Annotated in this window: 22 protein-coding genes and 3 tRNA genes; 11 read left to right on the forward strand and 14 right to left on the reverse strand. The window is 66.0% G+C overall.

Annotation, left to right across the window (positions count from 1 at the left end; all coding sequences use genetic code 11):
• Positions 1-215: 215 nt before the first annotated feature.
• The 5 genes from gyrB to G6N26_RS17885 all read left to right on the forward strand — a co-directional run bounded on the left by gyrB (position 216) and on the right by G6N26_RS17885 (position 6,202).
• A complete protein-coding gene (gyrB, locus tag G6N26_RS17865) occupies positions 216-2,249 on the forward strand; it encodes a DNA topoisomerase (ATP-hydrolyzing) subunit B (RefSeq protein ID WP_067176291.1) in 2,034 nt (677 codons plus the stop codon).
• A 42-nt stretch (positions 2,250-2,291) separates the two neighbouring features.
• Positions 2,292-4,808 carry a DNA gyrase subunit A gene (gene gyrA, locus G6N26_RS17870; protein WP_083015753.1) on the forward strand — a complete coding sequence of 839 codons (2,517 nt, stop codon included), beginning with the start codon at positions 2,292-2,294 and terminating at the stop codon, positions 4,806-4,808.
• A 145-nt stretch (positions 4,809-4,953) separates the two neighbouring features.
• Positions 4,954-5,838: a DUF3566 domain-containing protein gene (locus G6N26_RS17875; protein WP_067170580.1), complete on the forward strand. Its 885-nt coding sequence runs from the start codon at positions 4,954-4,956 to the stop codon at positions 5,836-5,838.
• 69 nt (positions 5,839-5,907) lie between these two features.
• Positions 5,908-5,981: transfer RNA gene (locus G6N26_RS17880), tRNA-Ile, on the forward strand.
• Positions 5,982-6,129: 148 nt separating this feature from the next.
• Positions 6,130-6,202 (forward strand) — tRNA-Ala (locus G6N26_RS17885).
• Between the two features lie 969 nt (positions 6,203-7,171).
• Here G6N26_RS17885 and G6N26_RS17895 read toward each other — a convergent pair.
• Both G6N26_RS17895 and cwsA read right to left on the reverse strand, forming a co-directional pair.
• Entirely contained in the window at positions 7,172-7,948 is a 777-nt protein-coding gene (locus G6N26_RS17895) for a DUF3800 domain-containing protein (RefSeq protein ID WP_139799095.1), read from the reverse strand.
• A gap of 250 nt (positions 7,949-8,198) precedes the next feature.
• On the reverse strand, positions 8,199-8,633 hold the full coding sequence (gene cwsA, locus G6N26_RS17900; RefSeq protein WP_083015749.1) for a cell wall synthesis protein CwsA: 435 nt from the start codon (positions 8,631-8,633) through the stop codon (positions 8,199-8,201).
• A 172-nt stretch (positions 8,634-8,805) separates the two neighbouring features.
• Between cwsA and G6N26_RS17905 the strand changes: the two genes are divergently transcribed.
• The gene (locus tag G6N26_RS17905; RefSeq protein ID WP_083015746.1) at positions 8,806-9,354 is read left to right on the forward strand and encodes a peptidylprolyl isomerase; all 549 of its coding nucleotides are present in this window, start codon (positions 8,806-8,808) and stop codon (positions 9,352-9,354) included.
• Positions 9,355-9,378: 24 nt separating this feature from the next.
• Here G6N26_RS17905 and G6N26_RS17910 read toward each other — a convergent pair whose 3' ends face one another.
• Entirely contained in the window at positions 9,379-9,804 is a 426-nt protein-coding gene (locus G6N26_RS17910; protein ID WP_067170588.1) for a PH domain-containing protein, read from the reverse strand.
• Between the two features lie 155 nt (positions 9,805-9,959).
• Positions 9,960-10,241, reverse strand: coding sequence for a cell division protein CrgA (gene crgA, locus G6N26_RS17915; protein WP_067170592.1), 282 nt, complete (start codon positions 10,239-10,241; stop codon positions 9,960-9,962).
• Between the two features lie 129 nt (positions 10,242-10,370).
• On the opposite strand from crgA, the gene G6N26_RS17920 reads away from it, so the two are divergent.
• Positions 10,371-11,114: a DUF881 domain-containing protein gene (locus tag G6N26_RS17920; protein ID WP_083015743.1), complete on the forward strand. Its 744-nt coding sequence runs from the start codon at positions 10,371-10,373 to the stop codon at positions 11,112-11,114.
• A 48-nt stretch (positions 11,115-11,162) separates the two neighbouring features.
• Positions 11,163-11,849 carry an aminodeoxychorismate/anthranilate synthase component II gene (locus G6N26_RS17925; protein WP_067170598.1) on the forward strand — a complete coding sequence of 229 codons (687 nt, stop codon included), beginning with the start codon at positions 11,163-11,165 and terminating at the stop codon, positions 11,847-11,849.
• Here G6N26_RS17925 and pknB read toward each other — a convergent pair.
• From pknB to G6N26_RS17960, 7 genes are all read right to left on the reverse strand, one after another.
• Entirely contained in the window at positions 11,827-13,707 is a 1,881-nt protein-coding gene (pknB, locus tag G6N26_RS17930; protein WP_083015740.1) for a Stk1 family PASTA domain-containing Ser/Thr kinase, read from the reverse strand. The genes G6N26_RS17925 and pknB overlap by 23 nt on opposite strands.
• Positions 13,704-14,981 carry a serine/threonine-protein kinase gene (locus tag G6N26_RS17935; protein ID WP_083015737.1) on the reverse strand — a complete coding sequence of 426 codons (1,278 nt, stop codon included), beginning with the start codon at positions 14,979-14,981 and terminating at the stop codon, positions 13,704-13,706. The genes pknB and G6N26_RS17935 overlap by 4 nt, the downstream gene beginning before the upstream one ends.
• Positions 14,978-16,456 carry a D,D-transpeptidase PbpA gene (gene pbpA / locus G6N26_RS17940; RefSeq protein ID WP_067170610.1) on the reverse strand — a complete coding sequence of 493 codons (1,479 nt, stop codon included), beginning with the start codon at positions 16,454-16,456 and terminating at the stop codon, positions 14,978-14,980. The genes G6N26_RS17935 and pbpA overlap by 4 nt, the downstream gene beginning before the upstream one ends.
• Complete coding sequence (locus G6N26_RS17945; RefSeq protein ID WP_067170613.1) at positions 16,453-17,862, reverse strand: FtsW/RodA/SpoVE family cell cycle protein; 1,410 nt, start codon at positions 17,860-17,862, stop codon at positions 16,453-16,455. Before G6N26_RS17945 ends, pbpA begins: the two co-directional genes overlap by 4 nt.
• Positions 17,859-19,367: a PP2C family protein-serine/threonine phosphatase gene (locus tag G6N26_RS17950; RefSeq protein ID WP_067170968.1), complete on the reverse strand. Its 1,509-nt coding sequence runs from the start codon at positions 19,365-19,367 to the stop codon at positions 17,859-17,861. Before G6N26_RS17950 ends, G6N26_RS17945 begins: the two co-directional genes overlap by 4 nt.
• A 64-nt stretch (positions 19,368-19,431) precedes the next feature.
• On the reverse strand, positions 19,432-19,899 hold the full coding sequence (locus G6N26_RS17955) for an FHA domain-containing protein FhaB/FipA (protein WP_007771646.1): 468 nt from the start codon (positions 19,897-19,899) through the stop codon (positions 19,432-19,434).
• Positions 19,900-20,023: 124 nt separating this feature from the next.
• Entirely contained in the window at positions 20,024-21,649 is a 1,626-nt protein-coding gene (locus G6N26_RS17960; RefSeq protein WP_083015734.1) for a DUF3662 and FHA domain-containing protein, read from the reverse strand.
• 252 nt (positions 21,650-21,901) lie between these two features.
• Here G6N26_RS17960 and G6N26_RS17965 point away from each other — a divergent pair.
• A tRNA-Leu gene (locus G6N26_RS17965) sits at positions 21,902-21,984 on the forward strand.
• Positions 21,985-22,059: 75 nt separating this feature from the next.
• Here the strand turns inward: G6N26_RS17965 and G6N26_RS17970 are convergent.
• Positions 22,060-22,419, reverse strand: a complete 360-nt coding sequence (locus G6N26_RS17970) for a nuclear transport factor 2 family protein (protein WP_083015730.1) — start codon at positions 22,417-22,419, stop codon at positions 22,060-22,062.
• Between the two features lie 58 nt (positions 22,420-22,477).
• The gene (locus tag G6N26_RS17975; RefSeq protein WP_232067609.1) at positions 22,478-22,945 is read right to left on the reverse strand and encodes a DinB family protein; all 468 of its coding nucleotides are present in this window, start codon (positions 22,943-22,945) and stop codon (positions 22,478-22,480) included.
• Positions 22,946-23,211: 266 nt separating this feature from the next.
• Here G6N26_RS17975 and G6N26_RS17980 point away from each other — a divergent pair, with 266 nt between their 5' ends.
• On the forward strand, positions 23,212-23,469 hold the full coding sequence (locus tag G6N26_RS17980) for an acyl carrier protein (protein WP_067170622.1): 258 nt from the start codon (positions 23,212-23,214) through the stop codon (positions 23,467-23,469).
• The gene (gene mbtM / locus G6N26_RS17985) at positions 23,466-25,028 is read left to right on the forward strand and encodes a long-chain-fatty acid--ACP ligase MbtM (RefSeq protein ID WP_083015725.1); all 1,563 of its coding nucleotides are present in this window, start codon (positions 23,466-23,468) and stop codon (positions 25,026-25,028) included. The genes G6N26_RS17980 and mbtM overlap by 4 nt, the downstream gene beginning before the upstream one ends.
• A gap of 14 nt (positions 25,029-25,042) precedes the next feature.
• On the opposite strand, the gene G6N26_RS17990 is transcribed toward mbtM, so the two are convergent.
• Positions 25,043-25,630 (reverse strand): GNAT family N-acetyltransferase, encoded by a 588-nt coding sequence (locus G6N26_RS17990; RefSeq protein WP_083015972.1) that lies wholly within the window; start codon positions 25,628-25,630, stop codon positions 25,043-25,045.
• Between the last annotated feature and the right edge of the window lie 35 nt (positions 25,631-25,665).

The following is a 25,665-nucleotide window of genomic DNA, read 5'->3' on the forward strand; positions in this document are numbered from 1 at the left end:
CACAGGCCGCTCAAATCGGCCAGAATCACGTGGACACCCTTGATGCACGTCGGGACGCGGCCAGAATAAAGAAATCGCCCGCACGGCGCGGTTAGCTAGGTAGAAACGCGGCTAGAAAATCGGTGCGGACGGGGGATCACGCTAGACTAGCCGTATGCGATTGTCGCGGTGATGAGGAACCGCCCGCATGAAACCCCAAGGAGAGCATTCCGACCGTGGCTGCCCAGAAGAAGAAGGCGCAAGACGATTACGGCGCTTCAGCGATCACCGTGCTCGAAGGCCTCGAGGCCGTCCGCAAACGTCCCGGCATGTACATCGGGTCCACCGGCGAGCGGGGTCTGCACCACCTCATCTGGGAGGTGGTCGACAACTCCGTCGACGAAGCGATGGCCGGCTACGCCGACAAGGTCGACGTCCGCATTCTCGACGACGGCAGCGTCGAGGTTTCCGACAACGGCCGCGGCATCCCGGTGGCGATGCACGCGACCGGCGCCCCCACCGTCGATGTCGTCATGACGCAACTGCACGCTGGCGGCAAGTTCGGCGGCGAGAACAGCGGTTACAACGTCAGTGGTGGTCTGCACGGCGTAGGTGTCTCGGTCGTCAACGCCCTGTCGACCCGACTCGAGGTGGACATCGCCCGCGACGGCCACGAGTGGTCGCAGTACTACGACAAGGCAGTCCCCGGCACCCTCAAACAGGGTGAGGCCACCAAGCGCACCGGCACCACGATCCGATTCTGGGCCGACCCCGACATCTTCGAGACCACCGACTACGACTTCGAAACCGTCGCGCGCCGGTTGCAGGAAATGGCGTTCCTCAACAAAGGGTTGACCATCAACCTCACCGACGAGCGGGTGACCAAGGAGGAGGTCGTCGACGAGGTCGTCAGCGACACCGCCGACGCACCCAAATCGGCCGAGGATAAGGCGGCGGAATCGACTGCGCCCCACAAGGTTAAGCACCGCACCTTCCACTACCCCGGCGGCCTGGTCGACTTCGTCAAGCACATCAACCGCACCAAGAGCCCGATCCAGCAGAGCATCGTCGATTTCGACGGCAAGGGCCCCGGCCACGAGGTCGAAATCGCGATGCAGTGGAACGGCGGCTACTCGGAATCCGTGCACACCTTCGCCAACACCATCAACACCCACGAGGGCGGCACGCACGAAGAGGGCTTCCGCAGCGCGCTGACGACCGTGGTGAACAAGTACGCCAAAGACAAGAAGCTGCTGAAGGACAAGGACCCCAACCTCACCGGCGATGACATCCGTGAAGGGCTGGCCGCGGTGATCTCGGTCAAGGTCAGCGAACCGCAGTTCGAGGGCCAGACCAAGACCAAATTGGGCAACACCGAAGTGAAGTCGTTCGTGCAGAAGGTCTGCAACGAACAACTCACGCACTGGTTCGAAGCCAACCCAGCCGACGCCAAAGTGGTGGTCAACAAGGCGGTGTCGTCCGCGCAGGCCCGCATCGCCGCGCGCAAGGCGCGAGAGTTGGTGCGCCGCAAGAGCGCTACCGATCTGGGCGGGTTGCCCGGAAAGCTCGCCGACTGCCGCTCGACGGATCCACGCAAGTCGGAACTGTATGTGGTGGAGGGCGATTCGGCCGGCGGCTCGGCAAAGAGCGGCCGCGACTCGATGTTCCAGGCCATCCTGCCGCTGCGCGGCAAAATCATCAACGTCGAGAAGGCCCGCATCGACCGGGTGTTGAAGAACACCGAAGTCCAGGCCATCATCACCGCGCTGGGCACCGGCATCCACGACGAGTTCGATCTCACGAAGCTGCGCTATCACAAGATCGTGCTGATGGCCGACGCCGACGTTGACGGCCAACACATCTCGACGCTGTTGTTGACGCTGCTGTTCCGTTTCATGCGGCCGCTGATCGAGAATGGGCACGTGTTTTTGGCACAGCCGCCGCTGTACAAGTTGAAGTGGCAGCGCAGTGACCCCGAATTCGCCTACTCAGACCGCGAGCGAGACGGCTTGCTGGAGGCCGGCCAGAAGGCGGGCAAGAAAATCAACAAGGACGACGGTATTCAGCGCTACAAGGGTCTCGGCGAGATGGACGCCAAGGAATTGTGGGAAACCACAATGGATCCCACCGTCCGGGTGCTTCGCCAAGTCACGCTGGACGACGCCGCGGCCGCCGACGAGCTCTTCTCGATTCTGATGGGCGAGGACGTCGACGCACGCCGCAGCTTTATCACACGTAATGCCAAGGACGTTCGCTTCCTGGATGTCTGATCGAATCAGGCCTGCCACCGTTGACCAACCAACGAGGAATACATGACTGACACCACGCTGCCGCCAGGTGACGACCCCGTCGACCGGATCCAGCCGGTCGACATTCAGCAGGAGATGCAGCGCAGCTACATCGATTACGCGATGAGCGTGATCGTCGGCCGCGCGCTGCCCGAGGTGCGCGACGGCCTCAAGCCGGTGCACCGTCGGGTCCTCTATGCGATGTATGACTCCGGCTTCCGGCCGGATCGCAGCCATGCGAAATCGGCGCGCTCGGTCGCCGAGACGATGGGTAACTACCACCCGCACGGCGACGCCTCGATCTACGACACGCTGGTGCGGATGGCGCAGCCGTGGTCGCTGCGTTATCCCTTGGTCGACGGGCAGGGCAATTTCGGTTCGCCCGGTAACGACCCGCCAGCGGCGATGCGCTACACCGAGGCGCGGCTGACTCCGCTCGCGATGGAAATGTTGCGTGAAATCGACGAGGAGACAGTCGATTTCATCCCCAACTATGACGGCCGGGTGCAGGAACCGACCGTGCTGCCCAGCCGGTTCCCGAACCTGCTCGCCAACGGTTCGGGGGGCATCGCGGTCGGGATGGCGACCAACATCCCGCCGCATAACCTGCGCGAGTTGGCCGAGGCCGTCTACTGGTGCCTGGACAACCACGAGGCCGACGAGGAGGCCACCCTCACCGCGGTCTGCGAGCGGGTCAAGGGCCCCGACTTCCCCACCCACGGCCTGATCGTCGGGTCGCAGGGCATCCACGACGCGTACACAACGGGACGTGGGTCGATCCGGATGCGCGGAGTCGTTGAGGTGGAAGAGGATTCGCGTGGACGCACCTCGCTGGTCATCACCGAGCTGCCGTACCAGGTGAACCACGACAACTTCATCACCTCGATCGCCGAGCAGGTCCGCGACGGCAAGCTCGCCGGCATCTCCAACATCGAGGACCAGTCCAGCGACCGGGTCGGTTTGCGCATCGTCGTCGAGATCAAGCGCGACGCCGTGGCGAAGGTGGTGCTGAACAACCTCTACAAGCACACCCAGCTGCAGACCAGCTTCGGCGCGAACATGTTGTCCATCGTCGACGGGGTGCCGCGCACCTTGCGGCTGGACCAGATGATCCGGCTCTACGTCGCGCACCAACTCGACGTCATCGTCCGGCGGACCACCTACCGGCTGCGCAAGGCCAACGAGCGCGCACACATCTTGCGCGGTCTGGTCAAAGCGCTCGACGCGCTGGATGAGGTCATCGCCTTGATCCGTGCGTCGGAGACCGTGGACATCGCCCGGGCCGGGCTGATCGAGCTGCTGGATATCGACGAGATCCAGGCCCAGGCGATCCTGGACATGCAGCTGCGCCGCCTGGCCGCCCTGGAGCGCCAGCGGATAGTCGACGACCTGGCCAAGATCGAGGCCGAAATCGCCGATCTCGAGGACATCCTGGCCAAGCCCGAGCGGCAGCGCCGCATCGTGCACGACGAGCTGTCCGAGATCGTCGACAAGCACGGCGACGATCGGCGCACCCGGATCATCGCGGCCGACGGCGACGTCAATGACGAGGACTTGATCGCGCGCGAGGACGTCGTCGTCACCATCACCGAGACCGGCTACGCCAAGCGCACCAAAACGGACCTGTACCGCAGCCAGAAACGCGGCGGCAAGGGCGTCCAGGGCGCCGGGCTCAAGCAGGACGACATCGTGCGGCACTTTTTCGTGTGCTCGACGCACGACTGGATCCTGTTCTTCACCACACAAGGGCGGGTGTACCGCGCGAAGGCCTACGAACTGCCCGAGGCCTCCCGCACCGCGCGCGGTCAGCACGTCGCCAACCTGCTGGCCTTCCAGCCCGAGGAGCGGATCGCCCAAGTCATCCAGATCCGTGGGTATGAGGATGCGCCGTATCTGGTGCTGGCCACCCGCAACGGTCTGGTCAAGAAGTCCAAGCTGACCGACTTCGACTCCAACCGCTCGGGCGGCATCGTCGCCGTCAACCTGCGGGACGGCGACGAGCTGGTGGGCGCGGTGCTGTGCTCTGCCGACGAGGACCTGCTGCTGGTCTCGGCCAACGGACAGTCCATCCGGTTCTCGGCGACCGACGAGGCACTGCGCCCGATGGGCCGCGCCACCTCCGGCGTGCAGGGCATGCGCTTCAACACCGACGATTACCTGTTGTCGCTCAACGTCGTTCGTGAGGGCACCTACCTGCTGGTGGCGACCTCTGGCGGGTACGCCAAGCGCACCGCGATCGAGGAGTATCCGGTGCAGGGCCGCGGCGGCAAGGGCGTCCTGACGGTGATGTATGACCGTCGGCGCGGCAAGCTGGTCGGGGCGCTGATCGTCGACGAGGACAGCGAGTTGTACGCGATCACCTCGGGCGGCGGCGTCATCCGGACCGCGGCGGGCCAGGTCCGCAAGGCGGGACGGCAGACCAAGGGCGTGCGCCTGATGAACCTCGGCGAAGAAAACACGCTGCTGGCCATCGCCCGCAATGCCGAAGCGAACGCTGACGAAGCCGTCGAGGAAGCCGAGGGCGCCGAGTCGGAGAGCTAGTCGGTATGAAGCCACTAGACTCAGCCCGATGACGATGCGGGCCGCGGCGCGGCCCGAGGAGGAACGGGGCATTTAGACTCAGCCCGATCAGACATAACGCGACTGCACCGCCTGCGCGGCCAGGTAGAAGACCTAAGGAGTCGGGGTGACTTCACCGAACGAGCCGGGCGCCCCCAAAAAGGGAGACGTCCCCAACGGGGATGGTGCGGCCGAGCGTGCCGGGGCGCGCCGCGCGGCGCCGCCGGCACAGGGTGGCCGTCCCCAGGAGTCCGGGGACGGACCGCCGTGGCAGCGCGGCGGGGCCCGTCCCCAACAGCCACCGCCTCGCCAAAGCGAGCCGCCCACCGAGAAGCGTCCATCGGGCCCGCCCAGCGGGGTTGAGGCCCGGCTGAACCGCTTCATCTCCGGCACCGCAGCGCCGGGAGGCGGCGCTGCCTCGCATCCGAAAGATGCCGACGCCGCGCCCCCGCGCGGGGAGGGATCGCCCGCCGAGGCCTACGCCAGCGAGTTACCGGATCTGTCCGGCCCGCTGCCGCGCGGCCCGCACCGCAAGCCCGCACCCGAGCCGCGGACGTCGGAGAGCTCGTCGGGCGGCCGCCCGGCGTCCACGGAAAACCGGGACGCCCGGGAGAACCGCGACCGGGTGCAGGTGTCGCGGCGGACGCGGGGCCCGGTCCGGGCCAGCATGCAGATCCGCCGGATCGACCCGTGGAGCACGTTGAAGGTGTCGCTGCTGCTGTCGGTGGCCCTGTTCTTCGTGTGGATGATCGCCGTCGCGTTCCTCTACCTCGTGCTGGGCGGCATGGGCGTGTGGTCGAAGTTGAACAGCAACGTCGGTGACTTGCTGAACAACACCAGCGGTAGCAGCGGCGAACTGGTATCCAGCGGCACGATTTTCGGCGGCGCCGTGTTGATCGGACTGGTCAACATCGTGCTGCTGACCGCGATGGCGACCATCGCCGCGTTCGTCTACAACCTGACCACCGACCTGATCGGCGGCATCGAGGTGACCCTGGCGGATCGCGACTAGCGTGGATGCTGCGTTTTGGGAGTCGGGCGGCTAGTGCGGTAATCTCGTCGCTCGGCCGTACGCGAGTACGGGCCTATAGCTCAGGCGGTTAGAGCGCTTCGCTGATAACGAAGAGGTCGGAGGTTCGAGTCCTCCTAGGCCCACAACCATGTGCCCGTCAAGACGTTGCGTACGACTCGCACTGCCACTGGCACTGATCGCCGTATCGGCAGCGGTGGCGTGGTCACGACGTGGAGTCGAGGTCTGGCACGTGGCTGTGGATGACCCCGGTCAACCACCCAGTCACGATGAGGGGCCTTAGCTCAGTTGGTAGAGCACCGCCTTTGCAAGGCGGGTGTCAGGGGTTCGATTCCCCTAGGCTCCACGAAGAAACCGGTGGTCAGATGGCCTTACACTCTGCGCCGGGATATCCTCAGGCACTCTTGCTGACCAGAATTGCGAGTCGATAACGGGGTTGAAGGCTAGTCGACCGTCTCGACATCCGACTCGTACAGGTGGCCGTAGCGGTCCAGCGTCAGGCCAGCGGGCTCATTTCAGACGCCGGCTGCAGCGCGCAGGTTGCACCGTGACCGCCAGCTTTGCATTTCTCTACAGGCTGTACTTTTGCCGGTCTCAGTCCATTAAAGGGTGAAGGGGGCTATCCGGGCCCCCGATCCAGAAGGAACACCGAAAGATGATCGGCTACTGCGAGGTGTGCAAGCACGAAGATGACCACGAACCGCGGCCGCAGGAGAATGGCATTAAGCCGCCGTTTTGCCCAGATTGCGTTCGGTGCCGCAAGCGCCGCGCTTCGCTGAAATCACCGGTACCGCCGGGGTCGGCCGCCCTGGGGCAGAAGGTGTTCAGCAGATAAGGAGGGTTGGGGCGCGCAATCCTCGCTAGTACCGCAGTCGAGGGTTGCGCGCCCGACCCGCGGCTATGAATCCATTCATCCGGAAGCGGCTGCAAGCTTTCGCGTCGTTATAACTCTTGCCCAACTTCACGGGCGCCGGCTTCCATCCGCTCGCCTGCGCTGTACCTGCGCTCGACTACTTCTTCTGGGATTAATTGCAAGACGTCCGGCAGGTCGTCGGAGATTCGCCAATAGACCAAGTCGCCGCCCTGGATCCGCAGCCTTCGGGCCAAGCGGATGGGGAGCCGCACTTGCAGCTTTGAGCTGACGGGATGCGGGCCGTCTGGCGCTGACATAGGGTCGAGTATGCGCGATGTTTTACTTTTTTTACAACGTAACGTAGAGTTCAGTTAAGTGCTGAACCTGGCCTGCATGCCTGGTGTAGGCGCTTCCCGGGCCTCCGTTCTGCGGAGGCCCTTCATTTGTAAGCGCATGTGCCGGTCACCGTAGGACTACGCCAATGGCGTTGCCAGGCTTCACGCTTGTGACGGGCGTGTGGATCGCTTCGCCAAGTAGATTCCAGGTTGTGTGCGGACAAACAGCTGCGGCACCTGGGCTGGGATGCTGATGCGTGCGCCACGCTGCGTAGGCCACCAAATCAGCAATCTGGATGAAGTAGGAATTCGCAGATGATCTCGGAATGGCATCCTCGACGAAGTACTTCGCTGGGTTCACCACGCTGCCGGTTCCCCAGTGGAGGCCGGCGGGCAGATGCCTTCGCGCCCTCCTTACCGCCTGCATAACCCGCTTATCTTCGCCCTGGTCGTGGATGACCATGAGTTCTGCCGCCCGCTTTGTTGAAGTTCGTTCTAGACGTTGGAGCAGCGTGATCCAAGCCATGTCAAAAGTGTCTTGGGGAGACGACCACGGCGACGCCTGTTTGTCGACTACAATCCCGAACGCTCTAACACCGAATGGCTCGGCCACCTGCTGGAGAACCCGGAAGTGGCTCCGGTAGATGACGTGTCGGTCGTTGGGGGACAAGTTCAAGTCCCGAAGGTGGGAACTTCCACGGATGAGGTAATTTGCCTTGAGCTCTTTTCGGACCCCGATGCCATATCGTGCGCGGATATTCCGCCTAAGACTTAGAACTGCCGTGAAGACGTCCGACCATTTGTCGGTCTCAACGAGAACGCATCCCAAGCCGTAACAGTTGGAAGATCCACCAAGGGCCGGATCGCCGGTGTCCCCCGTTTCGTCGACGTACGCGAGAATCACGAGCTTGGAGGCTAGGACACCACGTGCGCGAACCCGGCCGCTTTCTGGCCACAATTTGACCACAACTACAGATAACTGCTGCTGACTACAGTCGTAACTTTTCGCACGCGGTCCGGGCTGTAACCTGCTGAACAGCAGCACGATTCGCCTTTGCAAGGCGGGTGTCAGGGGTTCGATTCCCCTAGGCTCCACAACCCAAGTCCCCTAGCGGCATTCGCGTTCCCGCGCCTCGTTGCCGCCCACGAAGCGGCTACGGGCGCGGCTGCACGTCGACGCTGGGCGGGCGCGACTGCGGCTCCTGGGGCTTGGCCCGCACCGAGCGCCGGACGATGCTGAAGGCCACGGCGCCGCCGGCGAGGACCGCGACGGCCACCCCGGCAATGAGCAACGGGCGCTTGCCGCGACGCTGCGCTCGCCGCGCGTCCTGCAGCGCCTGGGGCAGGCCGGTGACGACTTCCTGCGCGGCGGCGAGCTCCTGGGCGAGGGCCTCCTGGGCCGCCGCGATGTCCCGGGCCAGGCGCCCCTCCTGATAGCGGCGACGCAGCTCCGCGGCGGTCGACTGCGCGGACTCGACGCTGAGGCCGACGACTCCGCGAGTGAGGTCCACCGGCCCGCGCGCCGAATAGGTCAGGCCGCGGGCCAGTCGCTCGCGCGGGGTCAGCCGGGATTCCGTCTTCGCGCTCATCTGCCGCCCTTCCGTTCCGCCGGTGACGCCTGCCGTGAAGCCGGCCCGACGGCCGGCACGATACCCGAACAGACTGCCAGCATAGGGACGTCGGCGGCGACCGTGCGTGTTCGTCGGGTTTTCGCTGGCGGGTGGGATTGAGTGGCACCGCGTGCGGACGCGCTCACGGGTAGTGGCAGACTTTGATGCCGTGACTAACAGCCCCTTTCAGACTGCTACCGCCACGCTCCACACCAACCGCGGCGACATCAAGGTCGCCCTCTTCGGGAACCACGCGCCCAAGACCGTCGCCAACTTCGTCGGCCTGGCGCAGGGCACCAAGGAGTACTCGACCCAGAACGCATCGGGAGGCTCCTCCGGCCCCTTCTACGACGGCGCGGTCTTTCACCGGGTGATCCGGGGCTTCATGATCCAGGGCGGCGACCCGACCGGAACCGGTCGCGGCGGCCCGGGCTACAAGTTCGCCGACGAGTTCCACCCCGAACTGCAATTCGACAAGCCCTACCTGCTGGCGATGGCCAACGCGGGCCCGGGCACCAACGGCTCCCAGTTCTTCATCACGGTCGACAAGACGCCGCACCTGAACCGGCGCCACACGATCTTCGGTGAAGTGACCGATCCGGACTCGCAGCAGGTGGTCGACGCGATCTCGACGACGAGCACCGACGGCAACGACCGCCCCTCCGAACCGGTCGTCATCGAGTCGATCACCATCTCGTAACCGGGTCTGCCCGCGCGCGGCCGTTCAGTGCGGTGAACGGCCCGCGTAGCCGGCTGCGGTGAGCGCGTCGAGCACGTCCAGCGGGTCCGTCCCGAGGTCCCAGCGCGAGAACAGCACCAGGCCGCCGTCGGCGGTCTCGACCTCCAGCAGCCGCACTTTGCGTCCGTAACGGCGGAACTCTATGATGCGGATGATCTTGATGTCGGATTGCTGCAATAGCTGCGTCCGGAACCACCCGCGCAACGCCAGGCCGTCGGGCGTGATTGCCAGTTTTGGACGCGCGTGCCACGACATTCCCGCAAACAAGATCAGACCCACCGCGGCAACGCCCGCCAGAACGCGCCCCGGCGGGTCTGTGATTAGGGTCACACCGGCGATAGCCATCAAAACGCCCGCGGCTCCACAACCAGCGATTCCGCCCGCGTGCGGCTCCCATTGTGTTTGCTGCATGGCGTCCTTAGCCCCTCCCACCATTGCCGATGCAGTTATCCACAATCTCTATCAACAGTGGGGATAAATCACACGCGTGTGATTGGGTGGTCGGATCGTTGCTGGCGCGGGGACAAATTAGCCCAAAAATGAATTCATTCCCTCGGCCGTCCGGCTCAGTGCCAGCGCATCGTGAGCAACAAACCGGTGATCATGAAAGCGAACGCGATGGCGTAGTTCCAGGGGCCCAGTTCCGCCATCCAGTTGAGGGCGGTCGGCGCCTGGGATCCGACCGCGGCCAACTGAAACACCATCAGCCAGACGAGGCCGATCAACATGAGGCCGATGAACAGCGCGACGAACCACACGCTCGACGGTCCGACCTTGACTTTCACCGGGGTGCGGCTGACCGCGCTGACGGTGAAGTCGTTCTTCTTGCGGACCTTGGACTTGGGCATGATTACCTCGCGGATTACCTCAACGACACGGTGAGCGGTACGGGGTGCAACGATGAACACGGCAGCTGCACCCATAGCTTGGCTACGAGACTAACGCACCTGGGACGGTGACCAGGAAATGGAGACTCGATGATCCAGACGCGCCAGTCGCCATGGCGCTTCGGCGTCCCGGTGGTGTGTGTGCTGGCCGGACTCCTGCTCGCCGCCACGCACGGGGTGTCCGGCGGCGCCGAGATCCGCGGCAGCGACGCCCCGCGGCTGGTGGACCTGGTCCGCGAGACCCAGTCGACGGTGAACCGGCTCAACGCCGACCGCGAGGAACTGGCGAAGAAGATCGACGCGGCGCACGGGCACTCCTCGGATGCCGCGTTGGCCGCGATGCTGCGGCGCTCCGCGCAACTCGCCGGCCAGGCGGACATGAACCCGGTGCACGGCCCGGGCCTGGTGGTCACCCTCGAGGACGCGCAGCGCGATGCCAACGGGCGGTTCCCGCGCGACGCGTCACCCGATGACCTGGTGGTGCACCAGCAAGACATCGAGGCCGTGCTCAACGCGCTGTGGAGCGCGGGCGCCGAGGCGATCCAGATGCAAGACCAACGGCTCATCGCCACGTCGGTGCCCCGTTGTGTGGGCAATACGCTGCTGCTCAACGGACGAACCTACAGTCCGCCGTACACGATCACCGCGATCGGTGACTCCGCGGCCATGCAAGCCGCCCTCGCCGCCGCTCCCCTGGTGATCCTTTACAAGCAGTACGTCGTCCGGTTCGGGCTGGGCTACCGCGAAGAGGCCAAATCCGATGTCCAGGTGGTCGGCCACTTCGAGCCCGACCGGCTGCACTTTGCCCAGCCCAACGGTCCGATCGGCTACTGACGCCCACTGACCAGCGGGGCAGGTGCCACCGGACGGTAACCTGGCACGATGCGGATCCTGGTTGTCGACAACTACGACAGCTTCGTGTTCAACCTGGTGCAGTACCTCGGGCAGCTGGGTGTGGACGCGGACGTCTGGCGCAATGACGACACCCGGCTCTCCGACGAGCCCGCGGCCGCCCGGCAGTTCGACGGCGTGCTGCTCAGTCCGGGGCCGGGCACCCCGGAGCGCGCGGGCGCTTCCATCGGGATGGTGCGCGCGTGTGCCGCCGAGAAGACTCCGCTGCTCGGGGTCTGCCTGGGGCACCAAGCCATCGGCGTCGCGTTCGGCGCCACCGTCGACCGCGCCCCCGAACTGCTGCACGGTAAGACCAGCAGCGTCCACCACACCGATGTCGGTGTGTTGCAAGGACTTCCGGACCCCTTCACGGCGACCCGCTACCACTCGCTGACCATCCTGCCCGAATCGCTGCCGCCGGTGCTCGAGGTCACCGCCCACACGGACAGCGGCGTGATCATGGGTGTACGGCACGCCGAATTGCCCATTCACGGCGTGCAGTTCCACCCGGAGTCGATCCTGACCGAGGGCGGCCATCGCATGCTGGCGAACTGGCTGGCCGTGTGCGGCTTGGTACGCAACGACACTCTGGTGCGCCGACTCGAGAACGATGTGCACGCCGCGGTGCGGCCGTATTTCCCGTCCGACCCGGCGGCTACTGACCGAACTTCAGCGTGATGATTCCGTCCCGGTTCACCCCGGCGCCGGCGGGCGGGTTCTGATACACCACCCGGTGGGACTGGGAGCCGCCGGCGTCGACGTCGGCGCCCTTGTCGAGGATGCCCGTCCAGCCCAGCGCGCGTAGCCGGGGCTCGGCGTCCGTCCAGAACATGCCGGACAGGTCGGGCATGACGAACTGATTGCCCTTGGACACCTGCAGTTCGATGACCGAGTCCACCGGAACCATCTGTCCCTTGGGCGGATTGGTCCCGATCACCTCACCGGCCGGCCGGGGGCTGTCCACCTGCACCTGGGTCACCTTGCTGAAGCCGTAGACGGTCAGGTTTCGCTGCGCGATGTCCACGGTCTGGCCCGCGATGTCGGGAACCTGCTTGGTCTCCGGTCCGGAGCCCACGATTACGGTGACGACGTTGGTGATCGCCGACGTCTGGTTGGCCGGCGGGCTCGTCCCTATCACCTTGCCCAACAGCTCCGGCGTCGACGGCGAGTTGGCCTGCTTGAACTTGGTGAATCCCGCGGCTTTGAGCTTGCTGACAGCGTCGGAGTAACTCAGCGAGGAAACGTCGGGCACCTCGCGTTGCTCCGGGCCGGTGGAGACGTTGACGGTGATCTCGTCGCCGGCGCTGATCGAGGCGTTGGCGCCGGGATCGGTGCCGATGACGTGGTCGGGCGGAATGATCGAATCCGGCTTTTGCAGCGTGCGCGTTTTGAAGCCGCGGTTTTGCAGCGCCGCGATGGCATCGGCGGACACCTGCCCGCGCACGTCAGGCACCTGGACGTCACGGGCACCGCCGCCGAAGGCGTTGAACGCGATGACCACAACGATCGTCAGGACGGCCAGCGCGGCCACCGCGACGATCCAGCGACCGACCGAACCGACGGTGCGGTCCTCACCGGCGTCGGCGAGAACCTGGCGAGGCAGCGGATCGGTCCGGGGCGGGCCCGCGCTGCCGGGACTCGACGACAGCATCGAGCTCCGGTCGGCATCAGTGAAAACCTTGGGCGCTTCGGGCCTTTCGCCGTTGTGCACCCGCACCAGATCGGCACGCATCTCCGCCGCGGTTTGATAGCGGTTCTCCGGATTCTTGGCCAGCGCCTTGAGGACGACGGCATCGAGGTCGGCCGAGATGCCGTCGTGGCGCTGCGACGGCGGAACCGGGTCTTCCCGGACATGCTGGTAGGCGACCGCGACCGGCGAGTCCCCGACGAAAGGTGGCTCGCCCGTGAGGATTTCGTAAAGAACGCACCCCAACGAATACACATCGGAGCGGGCGTCGACGGTGTCACCGCGGGCTTGCTCGGGTGAGAGGTACTGCGCGGTGCCGATCACCGCCGCGGTCTGGGTGACGCTGTTGCCGCTGTCGGCGATCGCGCGGGCGATACCGAAATCCATCACCTTGACCGCGTTGGTGGTGCTGATCATGATGTTCGCCGGCTTGACGTCGCGGTGGATGATGCCGTTCTGGTGACTGAAGTTCAGGGCCTGGCACGCGTCGGCGATGATCTCGATCGCCCGCCGCGGCGGCAGCGGGCCGTCGGTGTGCACGATGTCGCGCAGCGTGACCCCGTCGACGTACTCCATGACGATGTAGGGCAGCGGCCCGGTGGGCGTCTCCGCCTCACCGGTGTCGTAGACGGCCACGATGGACGGGTGATTGAGCGCGGCGGCGTTTTGCGCCTCGCGCCGGAAACGTAGGTAGAAGCTGGGATCGCGGGCCAGATCCGCGCGCAGCACCTTCACCGCGACGTCGCGGTGCAGGCGCAGGTCACGCGCCAGGTGAACCTCGGACATCCCCCCGAAGCCGAGGATTTCCCCTAGCTCATAGCGGTCGGACAGGTGCTGGGGGGTGGTCATGGCGAGGTCCCGTGTCGGGCCGGCCCCTCACGGAAACCCGCCATCCCCAGGGTGCCGTCATCCGGCCAATCCAGCCGCATGCCCGGGTGGGACGCCGAACCGCTGGGGGTGTTGGTCGCCGGCGCCGATGCCGGCGGGGTGCCGGTGTCGGTGACCGTCGGGGGCTGTTGCTGCTGATCCCCGCGGGAGTTGATGACGATGAGCACCGCGATGATGATCGCCAGCGCGCCGAGCACCCCGGCGGCCCACAGCAGCGCGCGCTGCCCCGACGAGAAGGTGCGCCGGGCCGGGGGCGGACGGTGCCCGCCGGTGGTCGGGCGCGACCGGCGAGGTGTGGCGGTGCGCGGGGACATCGCCGGAGCCCTGGTCGTCGGGCTGGATGGGATCGCCGCTGGCGATGCCCGGCCCGGAGGCGGTGACTGGCTGGGGCGGGGGGGACGGCGCCCGGCGCGCACCGCGGCCACCGCGTCGGCGAACGGCCCCCCGCTGCGGTACCGCATCGCCGGGTTCTTGACGAGCGTGATCTCGATGAGTTCTCGCACATTGGGCGGCAGCTCGGCGGGCAGCGGCGGCGGAGGTTCCTTGATGTGCTTCATCGCCACCGTCAGAGCACCGTCCCCGGTGAACGGCCGCTTGCCGCAAACAACCTCGTAGCCGACGACTCCCAGCGAGTACACGTCGCTGGACGGGGTGGCGTCGTGTCCAAGCGCCTGTTCGGGCGCGATGTATTGGGCGGTGCCCATCACCATGCCGGTCTGGGTGACCGGCGCGGCGTCGACGGCCTTGGCGATACCGAAGTCGGTGATCTTCACCTGGCCGGTCGGGGTGATCAAGATGTTGCCCGGCTTGACGTCGCGGTGGACCAAACCGGCGGCGTGCGCGACCTGCAGCGCGCGACCGGTCTGCTCGAGCATGTCCAAGGCATGCCGCAGCGATAGCCGTCCGGTGCGCTTGAGCACCGAGTTCAGCGGCTCACCATTGACCAGCTCCATCACCAGATAGGCGGTGCGGCCCTCCCCGTCCAGCTGGCTCTCGCCGTAGTCGTGGACCGCCGCGATCCCGGGATGGTTGAGCATCGCCGTGGTCCGTGCCTCAGCGCGGAAGCGTTCGATGAACTCGGGGTCCTGGGAGAACTCCTGCTTGAGCACCTTGACCGCGACGCGCCGGCCCAGGCGGCTGTCTACCGCCTCCCAGACCTGACCCATACCGCCGGTGGCGATCAGGCGCTGCAGGCGGTATCTGCCAGACAGCGTCACACCAACTCGCGGGCTCATGGTCCTCCCTGTAGCGCGGCCTGGATCACAGCCCGTCCGATCGGCGCGGCGAGTGCACCCCCCGTCGCGGACAGGCGGTCGGCGCCATTCTCCACCAACACCGCCACGGCGACCTTCGGGGTCTGTGCGGGCGCGAACGCGACGTACCACGCGTGCGGAGGTGTGTGCCGCGGATCGGTGCCATGTTCTGCGGTACCCGTCTTGGATGCGATCTGCACGCCGGGAATGGCCCCTTTCTGCTGTGCGACCTTCTCGGCGCCGACCATCAGCTCTGTTAGCTTAGCGGCGACCTGCGGTGACACGGCGCGCCGCTGCTCATAGGGCGCCGTGGTGCTAATCGTGGTCAGGTCCGGCCCCTTGAGGCTGTCGACGAGATAGGGCTGCATCGTCACCCCGCCGTTCGCGATGGTCGCGGCGATCTCGGCGTTCTGCAGGGGCGTCAACGCGACGTCCTTCTGGCCGATGCTCGTCATCCCCAGCGCCGCGGCGTCGGGGATGATCCCGATAGTCGACTCCGCGACCTGGAGCGGGATGACACTCGGGGTGCTGTCCAGGCCGAACGAGCGCGCCGCGTTGCGCAGCGCATCGGATCCGGTGAGCAGCCCGAGTTGAACGAACGCGGTGTTGCAGGACCGCGCGAAGGCCTGCTGCAAGGACACGGTCGGCTCGTTGCCACACGCCTGTCCACCGTAGTTCTCCAGCGTCGCGGTGCTGTTGGGCAGCGGAATCGACGGCGCGGCGGTCAGCTGCTCGGTGTCGGAGGCGCCCGCCTGCAGCGCGGCCGCGGTGGTGACGACCTTGAACGTGGAGCCGGGCGGGTAGGTCTCCGAGATCGCACGGTTGGTCATCGGGTTGTTGGGATCGTCGCGCAGCCGCTGCCAGGCCTTCGCCTGCACGTCCGGATCGTGGGACGACAGCAGGTTGGGGTCATAAGACGGCGACGACACCATCGCCAAGATCTTCCCGGTGGACGGCTCGAGGGCGACGACGGCGCCTTTGCACGGAGGACCGCCGCAACCCTGCTGCATCCCGTCCCAGGCGGCCTGCTGGACCCGCGGCTTGATCGTGGTGTCGACGTTGGCCCCGCGCGGGTCGCGGCCGGTGAAGAAGTCGGCCAGCCGGCGCCCGAACAGCCGCTCGTCGGAGCCGTTCAACAGCGGATCCTCGGCTCGCTCCAGGCCGGTGCTCGAATAGCGCAACGAGTAGAAGCCGGTGACCGGCGCGTACGTCGCGGGGTTGGGATAGACCCGCAGGAACCGGAAGCGGTTGTCGGTGGCGACGGAGTACGCCAACAGCTGTCCGCCCGCCACGATCTGGCCGCGCTGGCGCGAATACTCGTCGAGCAGGACGCGCTGGTTGCGCGGGTCGGCGCGCAGCGAGTCGGCTGCGAAGACCTGTGTCATCGTGGCGTTGATCAACAGCAGCACGATCAACGCCATCACGGTCACCGAGATCCGGCGCAGGGAGGCGTTCATACTTTCTCGATCACCTCGGTGCCGGCCGTCGCGATCGGCGGCTCGCGACGTGCTGGGGTACGCAGGGGACGGCGCGCGCTGTGCGAGATCCGCGCCAGGATGGCCAACAGCACGTAGTTGGCGAGCAACGACGATCCGCCATAGGACATCCACGGGGTGGTCAATCCGGTCAACGGAATCAGTTGCGTGACGCCGCCGACGACGATGAACAGCTGCAGGGCCAGTGTCGACGCCAGGCCCGCGGCCAGCAGCTTGCCGAAGCTATCCCGGGTGGCGATCGCCGTGCGCATCCCCCGCACGATGACGATGGTGTAGAGCATCAAGATGCTTGCCAGGCCGACCAGGCCCAGCTCTTCGCCGAACGCCGCGATGATGAAGTCGGTCGACGCGGCGGGCACGGTGTCGGGTTGACCGTTGCCGAGCCCGGTGCCGAAGATCCCCCCGGTGGCAAAGCTGAAGAGCGACTGCACAATCTGGTAGCCGCTGCCGTCGGGGTCGGAGAACGGGTCCCACCACATCTGCACCCGGACTCGGACGTGGCTGAAAATGAAGTACGCGACAACGCTTCCCGCGACGAACAACACCAGGCCGATCCCTACCCAGCTGAAGCGCTGGGTAGCGAGGTAGACCACCACCAGAAACGACGTATACAGCAATAGCGAAGTGCCAAGGTCTTTTTCGAAGGCCATCACGCCGACCGAGATCACCCAGGCCGCCAGCAGGGGCGCGAGGTCCCGGGGCCGGGGCAGGGTCAAGCCCATGAAGTGTTTGCCGACGCTGGTGAACAGGCCGCGTTTGGCGATCAGCACCGCGGAGAAGAAGATCAGGAGCAGGATTTTGGAGAACTCCGCGGGCTGAATTGAGAAGCCGGGCAAGCGAATCCAGATCTTGGCGCCGTTCTGTTCGGACAGCGATGCCGGCAACAGGGCAGGAATCACCAAAAAGACCAGACCGACGAGTCCGCAGATGTAGCCGTAGCGCGCCAGTTGGCGATGGTCCTTCAAGAAGGTGACCACCAGGGCGAAGGTCACCACGCCGACGAGGGTCCACAGCATCTGCTGGGTCGCGCTGGGATGGTGGCGGCCGCTGAGCTGGTTGGTGACCAGATCGAGCCGGTGAATCATCACCAGTCCAAGTCCGTTGAGTAGAGCCACGATTGGCAACAGCAGCGGATCGGTATAGGGCGCGAAGCGGCGGATGGCCATGTGCGCCGACCCGAACACGACGAGAAACACCAGCCCGTAGTTGATTGCGTCCCAGTGCAGATCGCGGGTTTGGTTGGCCTCAACGATCAGCAGCGCGGCGACGGTGATCAGCGAGGCGAAGCCCAACAGCAACAACTCGGCATTGCGCCGGGTAGGCAGAGGAGGCGTGACCGCGACCGGCGGCTGAAGCTGTGTTGTCATGCCACCGTCCGGCAATCGATGCCCGGTTGGAGTGGGGGCCCGGGGAGCGCGGTCACCGTTTGCGACGTGGTCGTCGGACCTGCCGGTGAGGGGTTCGCGGGGCCGTTGGAGGCGCTCGTGCTGGGTGGGGGGCTGGTGCTGGTGGAACTGGTGGTCGGTGGTGCTGGCGATGCGGTGGCGCTGGATTCGGGAGTTCTGCCGCCGGTGGACGGGGGCCCGGGCGGCGAGGTGGCGCGCGGCGGCGGACAGATCGGCAACAAGTATTCGGCCAACAGTTGGCGCAGCTGCGATTCCGCTTGGTCTAGGCTGCCGCCCGGCAGTCCGGTTTGGACCTGGACCTGTCCGGGACGACGCAGATCTTGCAGCGTCATCAGTTGGCAATTGGGATGGCCGGATTGCCCATAACTGACCAGGGACAGCTCGTTGCGCGCGTTGAGGCAGCCGACGAGGTAAGGCCGTTGCAACGGAACGCCCAACAGCGTCCCCTGGATCCCCCGGACGATGGAGACCCTGCCGTTGTATTCGGCGACGTAGTAGTTGCGCTGGATGACCCACCACCCGACGGTGAGGCCCGCGATGACCAGCAGCACCGCCAGCGCGGCGACGACGATCATCCGTTGCCGGGACCACCGCGGTCGATGCGTCGTTTCCGGTTGTGGTGCAACACGTTTGGCGGATTCTTCGCGCGGCCGAATCGCCGAGGCGCGCCCGGCCGAGGTATTGGGCAGCGTCATTTGGTCCTCGTCGCCCGACACCGCGCCGGCCAGGATCGGCTGGGTCTGCCCGTAGTCGTAGTCGACGACGTCGGCGACCACAACGGTGACGTTGTCAGGGCCCCCGCCGCGCAGCGCCAACTCGATGAGGCGATAGGCGGCCTCGGCGACGTCGGGAATCTGCAGCGCCTCGAGGATGGTCTCGTCGCTCACCGGGTCCGACAGTCCGTCGGAGCACAGGAGATAACGGTCGCCGGCGCGGGCTTCGCGCATGGTCAACGTCGGCTCGACCTCGTGGCCGGTGAGTGCCCGCATGATCAGCGATCGCTGCGGATGGCTGTGCGCCTCTTCCCGCGTGATGCGGCCCTCGTCGACCAGGGTCTGAACGAACGTGTCGTCCTTGGTGATCTGGCTGAGCTCGCCATCGCGCAACAGGTAGCCACGCGAATCGCCGATGTGCACCAAGCCAATTCGGTCACCCGCGAACAGGATCGCGGTCAGGGTGGTGCCCATCCCCTCAAGTTCGGGCTCCGCCTCGACCTGGGCGGCGATGGCCGCATTGCCCGATCGGACCGCATTGTCGAGCTTGGCCAGCAGGTCGCCGCCGGGCTCGTCGTCATCGAGGTGGGCCAGCGCGGCGATCACCAGCTGGGACGCCACCTCGCCGGCCGCATGACCGCCCATGCCGTCGGCCAGAGCCAGTAGCCGGGCGCCGGCGTAGACGGAGTCTTCGTTGTTGGCGCGCACCAGGCCACGGTCGCTCCGGGCGGCGTATCGCAGGACCAGGGTCACGGGCGCCACTCCTCGATCCCGGCTGGAAGATGTGCCAGGCCGGCATCATTGTCATTGGCGCGGGTCACGGGCGTAACTCGATCGCCGTTTTACCGATTCGAATCGGCGTTCCTATCGGGACTCGTACCGCTGTCGTCACTTTCGCCCTGTCAAGGTAAGTACCGTTCGTCGATCCTAGATCCTCGACGTACCACTCCGAGCCGCGCTGAGACAGCCGGGCGTGCCGGGTTGAGGCGTAGTCGTCGGTGAGCACCAGAGTGGAGTCGTCGGCTCGTCCGATCAGCACCGGCTGACCACTGAGAGTGATGCGTCCTCCCGCCAGCGCGCCTTCGGTCACCACCAGATAGCGAGCCGCGTGCCGGCGCTGCCGCGACGGCAACAGCGTGCTGCGCAGCGCCAGACCGCGACGCACCATGACGGCACCGGTCGGGGCGTAGATATCGGTCCGCAGGATTCGCAGCACGGACCAGATGAAGACCCACAGCAACATCAAGAATCCGGCGCGCGTCAGCTGCAGTACCAATCCCTGCATCTGGCGTCCTTTCCGTCCTAGCGTCGTGTCCCCGGCGCCCGTGACTCCGAGCACATCGGCTACGTCACGATACTTGGACGGTGGTCGACACGGGGCGAAGCACGGCAGCGTTGAGCCCAGCGACTTAGTGGATTCGGACGATGATTTCCGAATGGCCCAAACGGATGACGTCGCCGTCGGCCAACTGCCACTCCTGAACCGGTGCGTTGTTCACCGTGGTGCCGTTGGTGGAGTTCAGGTCGGACAGCAGCGCGACCTGCCCGTCCCAGCGGATCTCCAGGTGACGCCGTGACACGCCGGTGTCGGGCAATCGGAACTGTGCGTCTTGGCCGCGGCCCACGATGTTGGAGCCGTCGCGCAACTGATAGGTGCGGCCACTGCCGTCGTCGAGCTGAAGGGTGATCGTGGTGCCCGCGGCGCCGTAGCCGCCTTGCCCGTATCCGCCGTAGCCACCCGCCTGCTGACCGTAGTCGGCCGGTTGGCCGTAGTCGGCGGGCTGCCCGTACTCCGCCTGCTGCCCGTAGTCGGGCTGCTGGCCGTAGTCGTACTCGGGGCTGGCAGCCTCGGGATATCCCCCGGCCTGGCCGCCATACGTCGCGCCCTGCGCGTGCTCGGCGTACTGGGTGTATTCGGGGGAGCCGTAGTCCTGGCGGCCGTATCCCCCGCCCTGCTGGTAGCCCTGGTCGTATCCACCGCCCTGTTCGGGGTAGGCGGGACGTTGTTCGGGCGGGGCGTAGCCGCCCTCGTCCTGGCGCGCCGGCCCGCGACCGTAGTCGCCGTAGCCGCCGCCATAGCCCTGCGGGCCGCCACCCGGCTGGCCGCCGGGAGGGCCGTAGCCGCCCTGGCGGTATCCCTGGTCGTAGCCTTGGCCGCCGCCGTACCCGCCGGGCGCGGGCGGGCGCTGCTCATACGACTGTGGGTAGCCGCCCTGTCCCTGGTCGGGGTAGCCGCGCTGGTCCTGGTAGCCCTGCTGCGGCGGGTAGCCGCCCTGGCCCTGGTAACCGCCTTGGTCTGGGTAGCCCTGTTGCGGCGGGTAGCCGCCTTGTCCCTGGTCGGGGTAGCCGCCCTGCTCCGGGTAGCCGCCCTGCTCGGGTTGGCGCGGCGGGTAGCCCTGTTGCGGCGGGTAGCCGCCCTGCTCGGGCGGATATCCCCCCCGAGAATCGGGTGCACCCTGCGGGTCCGGGCCACCGCGCGCGTCGTCCTGGGGACGCCGGTAGCGGTCGTCGTACTCGTCGCCGGGCCGCCCCGGCCCCTGATCCCCGCGGTAGCTCGAATTGTCAGTCATTGGTGCTACTCCTCGTTCATCGCCGAACGCGTTATTTGATTGTGGCCGGACGGCGTCTTCGTCCGTCGGGCGGGGCTGGACATCGGGGTTGACAGCACCACGGGCGCGGTACTGGCCGGTACGCAGGTTCGACGACTGCTCGAACCGGACGACCACCTCACCATACGTTTGCCACCCCTGTTCGTGGATGTACTCAGCCAAGTACCTCGCGAAAGAGCTCGACGTGAGATCCGGATCGGCGCTCACCTTTCCGAAGTCGTGCATACCGAGGGTAATGATGTATTCGTTGGGGGCCAAAAGGCGATTTCCGTGGAGCTTCTGAACTCCGTCGCGCGCCTCGCGGCATAACAGGGCTTCTACCTCTTGCGGGACGATCGCTCCGCCGAACACGCGAGCGAAGGCGTTGTCCACCGTCGCCTCGAGCTTGCGCTCGATCCGCGCGGCCAGCCCCCGTTGGCTACTCATGTCCTACCGTTCGTCTGCACTTGCCAGAAGGTATTGCCGGTGCGCGGCAAACGAATCGCCTGCGTGCTGGTTCACTCCCGCATGGTATCGGCACATCGCGACGGCGCGGCACTGTCGAAATCGTGAGAACCGGGTCCCTGCAGTTCAGGGGCGCGCACGCGGCCAGGGTATGGCGTCGGAAGGCCGCCAGGCCCGCTGCGGCGGTTCGGGAATCGGGCCATTACAGTGGTATGGTCCATCGGTTGTTTTTCCGGGCGAGTGGCGGAATGGCAGACGCGCTGGCTTCAGGTGCCAGTGTCCTTCGGGACGTGGGGGTTCAAGTCCCCCTTCGCCCACATTGAGCGGTGCTACGAAAAGTCACGACCTCGCAAGAGGTCGTGACTTTCGTGTTTGGGGCGACCGGCTGCGCGTTAGGAGCCGGCGCTGCGATAGGTCCCGTGGCCCTCGATGATCGCGTCGCCGTCGAAGACTAAGACCTCGTTGACGACGTCGTCGTTCTGATTGCGGTAGGTGATGACGATTGTGTTGATGCCTTGGTAGACGCCTTCGACGGTGAACCGCAGATCCGGAATGCGCTCGAGGGCCGCGACCCAGTACTGCCGTAGCGCCGCCTTGCCGCGGACCACCCCCTGTGTTTCTGGCAGGAGCTTGGCGGCCACGGGCGAGGTGAAGACGACGTCGTCATGGAAGTCGTCGAGGACGGCGTCGACGTCGTGGGCGTTCCAGCGTTGTGCCCAACGTGTGGCGAAGGCGTCCGCATCGACATTCATGGGCGGCACTGTAGCGCAGCTGAATTCGGCCAGGCCGGCGCGGTCTTGTGCGCTTCGGTCACAGTTGGCGGCGAATATCGAGAAGGTGGTGCTGCAGCTCGTGCACGGTGTGTACCGCGACCCAGCGCAGCGACCGTTCGTGGGTTTCGGGGTAGTGGTAGATCACCGTCCGGTCCCAGTCATCGCCGGAGAGCCGGGCCAGGACGTTACTGAATAGTGCTGCCGCGTCGGCAAGTTGACGAGCGACGTCGGCCGGGTCCTGTTCGTTGTACCCGTCGTGCTCGGCTCGCTCCTCGCGCCCCATGGACGCACAGTCGGAGCCGCTCGTCCGGCGGGCCGCGAGCACCCGCTCGCGCTGCACCAGCAGCACATCTCGCAGGTGGCACGCGTACTCCAGCGGCGACCACACGTCGGGGTGCGACCGGGATCGCACATCAATGTCGTTGTTAGACAGAAGTACAACGGCTTCTGCCGTCAGCGCCTGGAGGTCCTCGCCGGCGGCCGCGGCTCGGCGCAGGTCATAGATGAAATTGCACCCCGCGCAAGGTTCGGTCACGACACCATCATTTCAGCGGAGACAACCGTGAAGGCGGGCGCCATGCGCCGTCGATACTGGGGCATTCAAAGTTGTTGTGGCTCTGAGGGACTCGTCATCGCCTGATCCGGCTGTCGGCAAGCCGAAGCCAGCCGGCGGCAGCGGGCAGCCCGTGCGTCAGCACTTGGCGGTGAGACAACCCACACAATACCGATGAGGGTAGCCTTACCTAAATCAACCGGGTATGGTCGCGCGTCATGACCTCCTCCACTCCACCCGTGCCCAGCACCGTCGACGATCAGTTGGTCAGCATCCTTCGTGATGACCTGGACCTCAAGTTCGAATCCGTCACTGCCACAACGCGTCTGATCGATGACCTGGGCATGGACTCTGTTGCCTTTGCCGCCGGCCTGGTTGCCATCGAAGAACGGTTCGGCACGCAATTGAGCGAGGAAGACCTATTGACCTGCACGACGGTGGGTGACTTGCAGGCTGCGATCGGGGCCGGCGTATGAACGTTCTCGCGGCCGCCATGCGCGATGCGATGACGCGATCGCCGCATGAGTTGGTCGTCCTGGACAAAGGAACCGACAGATGGACCGCCCGCCCCTGGCCCGAGGTCCACGGGATGGCCGAAAGCATCGCAACGCATTTGCTCCGGCAGGATCGCCTCGGCGCCGTGGGGCTTGTCGGTGAACCGACCGTCGAGTTGGTCGCCGCCATACAGGGCGCGTGGCTCGCGGGCGTCGCCGTCTCGATTCTGCCCCGCCCCAGGCGCGGCGCGGACCCGGCTGAGTGGGCGCGTAGCACCCTGGACCGGTTCGGTGGGATCGGCGTCAGCATGGTCCTCAGCCACGGAGAAACGCTGCGCACGCTGGGTGATGCGGCGTCGACGCTGTCGGTCTGCAGCCTCGAGGAGGCCGCGCGGACCCCTGCCTCGAATGGCCTTCAGACCCAATCCGATTCACACGCCGCGATCCTGCAGGGCACTGCCGGATCGACCGGTGATCCACGCACCGCGGTCTTGTCGCCGGACGCTGTGCTGAACAACATGCGCGGCCTCATTGAGCGGTTACAACTCGACGGCGCCGCCGATCGGGCGTGTTCGTGGCTGCCGATCTATCACGACATGGGCTTGGCCTTCCTGTTGACCGCCGTTCTGAGTGGGATGCCGCTGTGGCAGGCGCCGACGGGAGCGTTCTCTGCGGCGCCGCTGCGCTGGGCGGATTGGCTTTCGGCCAGCGCGGCAACCTTCACCGCCGGACCCAATTTCGGGTACGCCATGCTCGGCCGCTATTCCGGCCGGGTTTCGGACGTCGACCTGGGGGCGCTGCGGATTGCCATCAATGGCGGCGAACCCGTTGATTGCGAGGGGTTTCAACGATTCGCCGCCGCGATGGCTCCGTTTGGATTGCAGGCGTGTTCAGCGACTCCTGCGTACGGAATGGCCGAGTCGACGTGCGCCGTGACGATGCCCGACTGCGGGGAGGGGTTGCGCATCGATGAGCGGACGGAATCGGGGACTCGGCAACGATATGCGCTGTTGGGCCGCCCCATCCCGGGTATAGAACTGCGGATCAGCCCGACCGAGCATTCAGCGGATGATGCTGTGGGGGAAGTCGAGATCCGCGGGTCCTCGATGATGACGAAGTACTTCGGCGACGCGGCCATCGAGTGCGATCGCGGTGCGGAGTGGTTCCGCACGGGAGACATCGGTTACCTCGTCGACGGCGCGCTGGTCATCTGCGGTCGGTCCAAAGAGGTCATCACGATTGCGGGCCGCAACATCTTTCCCACCGAAATCGAGCAGGTGGCTGCGCAAGTGGATGGTGTGCGGCACGGAGGCGTGGTGGCGGTCGGTTCGAAATCCGGTGCCGCTCAATCGCGATTACTCATCGCCGCCGAATTCGTGGGGTCGGATCACGACGTGACCCGCAGCGCGGTCATCAAGCGGGTCATCTCGGTGTGCGGGGTGACTCCGGCCGATGTCGTCTTGATGCCACCGGGATCATTGCCGCGCACGTCGTCGGGCAAGCTCAAGCGGCTGGAGGTCCGCAGCCAACTACAGACCTGACGATGACGAAGCGTCTACGGGGCGGCCCGATTCAGGGCGTAGAGCGCCATCCTCCGGTTCGGCATGTCGTGTTCACCGAGGAATTCACAGCGGAGGAACTCGCACAGCCCTCGCACCGTCGTATTGCGGTGATCTGGATCGAACATAATCCGTTGGCACGCCGGATCAGCGGCCAGCGCGGCGGCGATGACCTTGCGGAGTATCAGGGGACCCAGCCCGCGGTTCACGAGCTCCTCGTCTGCGATCGCCCCATGCAGACCGAGATCGTGTGGCTGACTGTCGTAGCACTGGGCGATGGAATCCTTGGCGGCACGGTAGATCTCCATGTAGGCACGGTCGACGCCTTTGATGCTGAGGATGAGCGGTCGCGAGTAGGCGCCATCGACCTGCGCCCGCAGGTGATTACGCCAACGCGGCACCGGCCAGTCGTACTCCCACGTGGAGACCAAGTGCGGCCGGTTCATCCACTCGGCGACCATCTCGGCATCCGTGCCGTCGGGATCGGCGACGCGAATGTTGTTTGGGGGGCCCAATTCAGGGATGGGCGGTGCTGGAACTTGCCGGACGCGTTCGGCGATGTCGGTGAGCTCGCGGGCGAGTATGGCCCCGGGTGCGGTTGCAGTCACGGACGTGCACC

Source organism: Mycobacterium marseillense, from assembly GCF_010731675.1.
Classification (GTDB): Bacteria; Actinomycetota; Actinomycetes; order Mycobacteriales; family Mycobacteriaceae; genus Mycobacterium; species Mycobacterium marseillense.

Bases quoted from the DNA above. Each gene is read 5' to 3' on its own strand.
- G6N26_RS17945 (WP_067170613.1), bottom strand. From the start codon at position 17,862: ATGACAACACAGCTTCAGCCGCCGGTCGCGGTCACGCCTCCTCTGCCT.
- cwsA (WP_083015749.1), bottom strand. From the start codon at position 8,633: ATGAGCGCGAAGACGGAATCCCGGCTGACCCCGCGCGAGCGACTGGCC.
- G6N26_RS17960 (WP_083015734.1), bottom strand. From the start codon at position 21,649: ATGAGTAGCCAACGGGGGCTGGCCGCGCGGATCGAGCGCAAGCTCGAG.
- G6N26_RS17920 (WP_083015743.1), top strand. From the start codon at position 10,371: ATGATCCAGACGCGCCAGTCGCCATGGCGCTTCGGCGTCCCGGTGGTG.
- G6N26_RS17980 (WP_067170622.1), top strand. From the start codon at position 23,212: ATGACCTCCTCCACTCCACCCGTGCCCAGCACCGTCGACGATCAGTTG.
- mbtM (WP_083015725.1), top strand. From the start codon at position 23,466: ATGAACGTTCTCGCGGCCGCCATGCGCGATGCGATGACGCGATCGCCG.
- G6N26_RS17970 (WP_083015730.1), bottom strand. From the start codon at position 22,419: ATGAATGTCGATGCGGACGCCTTCGCCACACGTTGGGCACAACGCTGG.
- G6N26_RS17935 (WP_083015737.1), bottom strand. From the start codon at position 14,981: ATGAGCCCGCGAGTTGGTGTGACGCTGTCTGGCAGATACCGCCTGCAG.
- G6N26_RS17910 (WP_067170588.1), bottom strand. From the start codon at position 9,804: ATGCAGCAAACACAATGGGAGCCGCACGCGGGCGGAATCGCTGGTTGT.
- pknB (WP_083015740.1), bottom strand. From the start codon at position 13,707: ATGACCACCCCCCAGCACCTGTCCGACCGCTATGAGCTAGGGGAAATC.
- G6N26_RS17925 (WP_067170598.1), top strand. From the start codon at position 11,163: ATGCGGATCCTGGTTGTCGACAACTACGACAGCTTCGTGTTCAACCTG.
- pbpA (WP_067170610.1), bottom strand. From the start codon at position 16,456: ATGAACGCCTCCCTGCGCCGGATCTCGGTGACCGTGATGGCGTTGATC.
- G6N26_RS17955 (WP_007771646.1), bottom strand. From the start codon at position 19,899: ATGCAGGGATTGGTACTGCAGCTGACGCGCGCCGGATTCTTGATGTTG.
- gyrA (WP_083015753.1), top strand. From the start codon at position 2,292: ATGACTGACACCACGCTGCCGCCAGGTGACGACCCCGTCGACCGGATC.
- crgA (WP_067170592.1), bottom strand. From the start codon at position 10,241: ATGCCCAAGTCCAAGGTCCGCAAGAAGAACGACTTCACCGTCAGCGCG.